Origin of the sequence: Pseudoalteromonas sp. SWN166 (assembly GCF_015864485.1) — a bacterium.
GTDB lineage: Bacteria > Pseudomonadota > Gammaproteobacteria > Enterobacterales > Alteromonadaceae > Pseudoalteromonas.
In genome coordinates this window covers 120,033-126,658 of record NZ_JADYXB010000011.1, presented here as the reverse complement: position 1 = coordinate 126,658, position 6,626 = coordinate 120,033, and the positions used below count along the sequence as shown (strand labels likewise).

The window sequence follows — 6,626 nt, the reverse complement described above, 5'->3', positions numbered from 1 at the left end:
TGAAACTTGAAAAAAGCTGTAAAAAAGGTCTGAAAGCTAAGCGTTTCAAAGCTGCACTCGATACTGATTATGCAGATAAAGTTTTACAGCTTATTTATTGAGCTTACGTAATCTTACCCTGGTTACCCAGCTTGAGCAGCAAAAGTACACAAGTCTAAATGACGTTGTTAATAACCTATGCCACGAAACGTATTTGTTTTTGTTATCAAACAAAGGCGTATTTAGAACCCTGCATTTAAATTCGCGTTTACACAGTGAATTACTCGGTTCAGATAAGCTGATTGATAGGCGTGTTATTTATCAACGTTTGGCGCAATTAATTATCCAAGCACGTGCAAGTACCAATGAAAGCGCAGCAGGCACTGCGGTATTTTTAATTGTTAGTTCTTTACTTGATAAAGTGCTTTATCACGACTTAACGCCTGCTATTGCTTGCCCTTTAAGTGCAGCGCATTACGCAGAAGAATTACCAAAAATTATTTTAGCTTATTTAGGTTAAACACCTTAAATATACTCATGGAGAAAAAATGAAAATTACTGGAAGCTGTTACTGTGGTGAAATTAAATACCAAGCAGAATCTCAAAACAATAATGCACTTGTTTGCCATTGTAGCGATTGCCAACGTATGTCGAGCGGCCCATTTAGAGCAGTTATAATTGCAGAGCCAAATTCGGTTGTGTTTACCCAAGGTGAGCCAAAAGAGTTTGTTAAAACAGCGCAAAGCGGTAACAAGCGTGCGCAAGGTTTTTGTGGCACATGTGGTACAACGCTTTACGCAACTAACGAAGCTAAAGCTGACCGTGTATATGGTTTACGTATTGGTGCAGTTGATCAGCGTGATGAGTTTACGCCAACAGCACAAATTTGGTCACAATCAACGCTTACTTGGCTTAACGAATTACACCAAGTGCCTTCATTTGAAACCACACCACAAAAATAAGGTAAGTCAGGTAATGAACTCACTGATAAAAACCGCTTTTTTAGCAAGCACATTAATTACCGGCAGTGCATTTTCAGCTTCGGGTAATGTCGACTTTTTAAATACAGGCAAAGCTAATCCTAATTTACCATTTTCGCAAATAGTAAAAGCCGGTAATACACTTTATATGTCTGGCCAAATAGGTATTAACCCTGCAACCGGTAAGTTGGCTACAGGCGGTTTTGAAGGTGAAACTAAACAAACACTTAAAAATATTAAACGTACCTTAGAGCTGCATAACTACAGCATGAGCAACGTAGTTAAATGTACGGTTATGCTAACTGATATAAATGACTTTAAAGCATTTAATGCTATTTATACTCAGTATTTTAGTGCGCCATATCCTGCACGTAGTGCCTTTGCAGTTAAGGCGTTAGCCCTTGATTCTTTGGTAGAAGTTGAGTGTATTGGTGCTGTTTAGTTGATACTCAGCAGTATTACTTCTAAAAAGTAATACTGCTTTTGAAATTTTATATACAAAAAGGCTGTCTATTTGAGTAGTTACATAACAGAGGCAACATCATGTGTAGTTCACCTAAAAGCAGCCGAGCAGTAAAAAAAACAGCCATTAGTTTTAATGATGAGCTTACTCAAGAACAGCGCCTACGTTTTGCTGCAAAAGCTAATTTAGCACAAGAGCGCCGCGCACAGCGCGAAGCAACTAATAAACGCTACGAGCAAAAGCATACTAGCGGTAAGCCTGCATCTGGTTTTTTTTCGTGGTTACAACAGCTAGTTAACTGATTTAGCTAACGTGGTGTTTTTACCACTACCTAAGCCACATAGCGCGCATAATACGCCTGCAATAGCACATAGCCATAATGGCGCAGCCCAACTTCCCGTAGTCGTATGTAATGCACCTGCAAGCATTGGCCCTACAGCGGCGAGTAAATAACCTACACTTTGCGACATACCTGAAAGCGATGCTGCTTGTTGTGAATCATCAGTTCGTAAACTAATAAACGACAGCCCCAATATAAAACATGCTCCAGAGCAAAAGCCCAGCATTAAGGTCCACACAAAGGCATAGTTAGGCATGTAAAGCAGCCCCAATGCACTAAGTGCACTGAGCATAGCTAAAATAAAGCTAAGCGCGCTTTGATCTTTTAATTTTGCCAATAGGGGAATTAATATTAAACCCGGTAATGCAGTCGCAATTTGAAAAGCCCCATGATAAGCACCCGCTTGCGTAGCACTTTGGCCTGCTTCGGTTAATATGCTGGGCAACCACGTAATAATTATATAATTTAAAAAAGAGTTTAAACCCAACAGCAGGGTAATTTGCCACGCTAGTACATAACGCCATACACTTTTTGACGTGTCAGCGTGCTGAGCAATACTCGCGGGTTTTGTGTGCTTACTTAATTGCGAGATCCATACAATAATACTCGCCAGTGTAATAAGGGCTGATGAGCCCAGCGCAAGTTGCCAGCCCAAACCGTTTAACTGACTCAGCGGAAATACTAAGGTAGAAAACCCGCCCGATACAACGCCCATTGTAAGCACGTAGGCCGAGGTCATTAACGCAATTTTCCCTGGAAAATCGCGTTTAATTAAGCTCGGTAATAATACGTTTGCTATAGCAATACCTACACCAATAATAGCGGTGCCCACAAAAAGCATAGCTGAGGTATTTATTACTCGCGCTGCAACGCCTGCAAGTATAAATAGTAAAGCTACAAATAAGGTGCGCTCAAGACCCTGTTTTTTAGCAAGGGTTGCCGCCATTGGCGATACAACCGCAAAGGCAATGAGTGGCAATGTTGTTAAAAATCCAGCTTGCGAAGCACTTAACCCAAAGTGATTAATAATTTGTTCAAGCACAGGTGCAATACCTGTAAATGTGGCGCGTAAATTTGCGGCAATAAGTAATATGCCAAGCACAAGTAATATGCCAGCAAAACGTGATTTAGGTGTGTTATTTAACAAAAGAGAAGGCCATTAAAGTTGAGTTGTTACTAATACTTAATGGGCGCTAGTATAAAGGCTTAGTAAAAACTATAATTTAGAGATAATGACATTAAATAACTAAAAACAGACAAAACTATGTTTGAACCGATTGGCTGGGATGAAATCAGAGATTTTGAAACTATGGCGCAACCCATTATTGCCAAAATAGAGGACACCCAAGCGAGTCACGAAATCCCCCTGCATACTCATCCAAAAGGGCAATTAATTTTAGCGCTGCATGGTTATGTAACATGTGAAGTGTCGGCAAAAATGTGGATGGTGCCTACGCACAGTGCAATTTGGATCCCCGCAAAAAAGATTCACAGTAATAGGGCGTCTGATAACGCAAAGCTTTGTCATTTATTTATTGATAGTAGTAAAAACGGTATGCCATTAAATACCTGTACGTTAGCCATTACGCCGCTGGTTAAAGAGCTAATGTGCGAACTAGCAACACATGATCAGTACTATGCTTTAAACAGTAAAACGGCACATTTAGCGCAGGTATTATTTGATCAACTTATCGATATGCCAGTACAACCCCTGGACTTTGTTTTATCTAATAACGAGGTAATTCAAGCCATGAGCGATCAGCTTATAAACAAGCCAAATAATCGAAAAACACTGCCACAATGGGCCAAGCAATTTGCATTAACTGAGCGCACGTTAGCGCGGTTAATTAAAAAAGAAACCGGCATGACATTTGGAAAATGGCGAACGCAACTGCATATAATTACAGCCTTAAAAGCGCTTTCTGATAAGCAAAGTGTACAGCAGGTGTCTGAGTTATTAGGGTACGAGTCGGTGAGTGCATTTATTACTATGTTTAAAAAGGTGATGGGTAAATCGCCCATGAAATACATGAGCGATTTAAATTAGCTTAGCCCTTAAATTAACGCATTACCATGTGTAAGTTGCCGAAAGCATCGCGTTACGTGGTTTGCCAGGAAAGTATCTGTCGCCAGTGAAGCTAGTGAAATCGGCGCGCTCTGCATACGCTTCGTCGGTTAAATTAATAATACGTGCAAGTACCTCAATATTACTCGTAACCTGCCACTGCGCGCGTAAGCTTAAAATATCGTGCCCTTGGTATTTATTTAAATTTTCTGGGTCGGTGTAGTAGTTACCAACACGGTGCCATTGTAGGGCAAATTGTGTATTGCTGAGTGCTTGCCATGTTAAATCGAGATTAGCGATATTGCGCGGCGCGGTATCTATGTCGTTGCCGTTTATGTTTAAACCATTGAGTATTTGGTTGTTAGTATAAGTGTGTTTTGCGTGGGTACCTGCAAAGTTAAGCGCAAGCGACTTTGTGAGTTGATAATCAAACTCAAGTTCAATACCACGATGGCGAGAACTGCCATTATTTACTGTAAAAAAGTCGCTATCGCGGTAAATCGTATTGTGTTTACTCATAGCGTAAACAGACACGCCATAACGTAGTTTTTCGTAAATTCCTTTAATACCCAGTTCTGCATTATTGGCTATTTCAGCGCTTAAATTAGCTGTCGTTTGCATGCGCTCTAATTGATACAGCTCAGCGGCTTGTGGCGCTCTGTAACCACGAGAAAAGTTCGCATAAAGTGTGTTATTTGTATTGTACTGATAGCTTACGCCAAGCTTTGGCGATAAATTACTAAAACTATTTTTTGTGCTTTCAGGGCGGCTATAACGGCAACCGCCAAAGCTGCATTCAGTACCATCGTCTTTTGCTCTGCCTGCAAGCATATTATTTGTGTAGTCGTACTGCATATGCTCGTAGCGAACACCTACGGTAAATAACCAGTTATGTAATTGCCAATCAATAGAGGCAAAAGGCGCATAAAGCGTGGCGTTTACATCATAGTCGTAATGCTTGCCTTGCGGTACGGTGGCCACTAAAAATGCAGAGCCCTGCGTTGACTCGTTTTGACTTTGAGTAAAGTCGGCTTGCGTGTATTCGCCATCAAGCCCTAGGTTTACTTTTACATTACTTTGTAAGTTATGTTGATAAAGCGATTGCACGCCAAAGCCTGTTTGACTGTTTGTTTCAAGCGGTGTGCCGGGCAAAAAGTGCTTAAAAAAGTCCATACTTTGGTCGCGAAAATATAACGTAGTAGAGAGCACATCATTGTTATTTAATTGCCATCTTGCGTTGCTCCACGCTCTAAACGCGCGTGCTTTTCTAAATGCATCTGGGTCAAAGTTTTTTTGCGCGAGATCTTCGTTTTTATAGCTTTCAAAGCCTGTAATAAACCCCGCTGTTTGCTGATCGAGGTTTGTGTAAGTAAGCCCTGATGTCAGTAGTAAATTATCATTTGAATAGCGGTGGCGAATATTTACTTTTTGTTGCTCTACGCTTTCGTCGTCGCGGTAACCGCTGTCGTCGGTAATACTTGCGTTAATGCCTATACCGCTGTTGCCGTAATCTTGCCCGGCACGTAATTTATAACGAGCATAACCGTACGAGCCGTAATCAATGCCAACTAAGCCGCCGCCTTGTGTGGTGTCGGGCGTTATTACATTAATAACACCGTGCACAGCGTTTGAGCCATAAAGTGCAGAGCCAGGGCCTTTTAATACTTCAATGCGCTGCGCCATTTCGCTGTGGGCTTCAAATAGCTCGTTTATATTACAAAAGCCAGCCGCTCTTAGTGGTATTCCATCCTCTAAAGTCAATATACCACCGCACGCGCCTGCGCCCGAAAGTACCGGCGAGCGAAGGGCGGGTAAATATTCTTGGCCGTTTCCGCGTTGAATATTAGCGCCAGCTACTCGTTGTAGTGCTTCTTCAATATGGGTAGGCGCTATGCTATTTAGCTGCGCTTGAGTTAATGTACTTATTGATAAAGGCAGTGAGGTGGATAGCGCTTCAATACGTGATGCCGTAGTAGTTATGGTTTCTATTGAATCATTATTTTGATTATTGGCAAGCGCAGTGTAGCTAAAGGGTAATAACAGCGGCAAAAAATAAGGTTTCATACATTCCTTGAAAGTAATCTATATTGCATTGCCTCTATAATATGCGGTTTTAATATGCATTTAAACTTGTTGCGTTAAAGCGTACGTAGCCTGTAAACCCGATATGTAATTGATAAAACAAAACAAGCTGCGGCAGGAAACACCAAAGTAAGCACTTGGTAGTGTTCAAATAAAATAAAGCCGATTACACCACCTAATAAAAAGCCTGCAATAATAAGTAAAAACATAACGCCTTTACGCGTATCAAATTGCTCACCTTTAAGCGCTTTGCCTAGCATTAAACCAAGATCGGTAAAAATACCCGTTAGGTGCGTAGTACGAACAACTGCGCCACTGTAATTAGTCGCTAACGCGTTTTGTAAACCACATGCTGCTGATGCAAGCGTAATTGCATAAACATAAGATTGATCAAGTAGGTAGGCACTTGCTAACAGCAAAATACCTTCAATAAATAAGAGCGTGTCGTAATGGCGGCCGAGTTTTAATGAGCGCCCAGCAAGTAAAAAGCCAGAAAGTGCCGAGCCCAACATAAAGCTAATGAGTATGCTAAATAACAGCAAAGCGGCTGAAGTACTGCTCATCAGCTTAATACCTAACAAGGTAACAGAGCCCGATAAGTGCGAAATGGCTTGATGCTCAAATCCTAATAAGCCTACAGCGTTTACTATGCCCGCTATAAATGCCAGCGTAAACGCGCCATATTCAACCCATTTTGGTAGTTTTGTAAACATTAGC

At 41.3% G+C, this 6,626-nt stretch carries 8 protein-coding genes; 5 read left to right on the top strand and 3 right to left on the bottom strand.

Annotation, left to right across the window (positions count from 1 at the left end):
* The first annotated feature begins 97 nt into the window (after positions 1-97).
* From I6F49_RS09220 to I6F49_RS09205, 4 genes are all read left to right on the top strand, one after another.
* Entirely contained in the window at positions 98-499 is a 402-nt protein-coding gene (locus I6F49_RS09220; protein WP_197179974.1) for a hypothetical protein, read from the top strand.
* Positions 500-527: 28 nt separating this feature from the next.
* Positions 528-941 (top strand): GFA family protein, encoded by a 414-nt coding sequence (locus I6F49_RS09215; RefSeq protein ID WP_166420511.1) that lies wholly within the window; start codon positions 528-530, stop codon positions 939-941.
* A gap of 13 nt (positions 942-954) precedes the next feature.
* Positions 955-1,401, top strand: a complete 447-nt coding sequence (locus tag I6F49_RS09210) for a RidA family protein (protein ID WP_197179972.1) — start codon at positions 955-957, stop codon at positions 1,399-1,401.
* Between the two features lie 101 nt (positions 1,402-1,502).
* Positions 1,503-1,724: a hypothetical protein gene (locus I6F49_RS09205; RefSeq protein ID WP_166420509.1), complete on the top strand. Its 222-nt coding sequence runs from the start codon at positions 1,503-1,505 to the stop codon at positions 1,722-1,724.
* Here I6F49_RS09205 and I6F49_RS09200 read toward each other — a convergent pair.
* Positions 1,713-2,909 carry an MFS transporter gene (locus tag I6F49_RS09200; RefSeq protein WP_197179970.1) on the bottom strand — a complete coding sequence of 399 codons (1,197 nt, stop codon included), beginning with the start codon at positions 2,907-2,909 and terminating at the stop codon, positions 1,713-1,715. The genes I6F49_RS09205 and I6F49_RS09200 overlap by 12 nt on opposite strands.
* A gap of 117 nt (positions 2,910-3,026) precedes the next feature.
* Here I6F49_RS09200 and I6F49_RS09195 point away from each other — a divergent pair, with 117 nt between their 5' ends.
* Positions 3,027-3,809 carry an AraC family transcriptional regulator gene (locus I6F49_RS09195; RefSeq protein ID WP_197179968.1) on the top strand — a complete coding sequence of 261 codons (783 nt, stop codon included), beginning with the start codon at positions 3,027-3,029 and terminating at the stop codon, positions 3,807-3,809.
* Positions 3,810-3,830: 21 nt separating this feature from the next.
* On the opposite strand, the gene I6F49_RS09190 is transcribed toward I6F49_RS09195, so the two are convergent.
* Positions 3,831-5,891: a TonB-dependent receptor gene (locus tag I6F49_RS09190; protein ID WP_197179966.1), complete on the bottom strand. Its 2,061-nt coding sequence runs from the start codon at positions 5,889-5,891 to the stop codon at positions 3,831-3,833.
* A gap of 74 nt (positions 5,892-5,965) precedes the next feature.
* A complete protein-coding gene (locus tag I6F49_RS09185; protein ID WP_197179964.1) occupies positions 5,966-6,622 on the bottom strand; it encodes a YoaK family protein in 657 nt (218 codons plus the stop codon).
* Between the last annotated feature and the right edge of the window lie 4 nt (positions 6,623-6,626).

Bases quoted from the DNA above. Each gene is read 5' to 3' on its own strand.
- I6F49_RS09215 (WP_166420511.1), top strand. From the start codon at position 528: ATGAAAATTACTGGAAGCTGTTACTGTGGTGAAATTAAATACCAAGCA.
- I6F49_RS09210 (WP_197179972.1), top strand. From the start codon at position 955: ATGAACTCACTGATAAAAACCGCTTTTTTAGCAAGCACATTAATTACC.
- I6F49_RS09205 (WP_166420509.1), top strand. From the start codon at position 1,503: ATGTGTAGTTCACCTAAAAGCAGCCGAGCAGTAAAAAAAACAGCCATT.
- I6F49_RS09195 (WP_197179968.1), top strand. From the start codon at position 3,027: ATGTTTGAACCGATTGGCTGGGATGAAATCAGAGATTTTGAAACTATG.
- I6F49_RS09190 (WP_197179966.1), bottom strand. From the start codon at position 5,891: ATGAAACCTTATTTTTTGCCGCTGTTATTACCCTTTAGCTACACTGCG.
- I6F49_RS09185 (WP_197179964.1), bottom strand. From the start codon at position 6,622: ATGTTTACAAAACTACCAAAATGGGTTGAATATGGCGCGTTTACGCTG.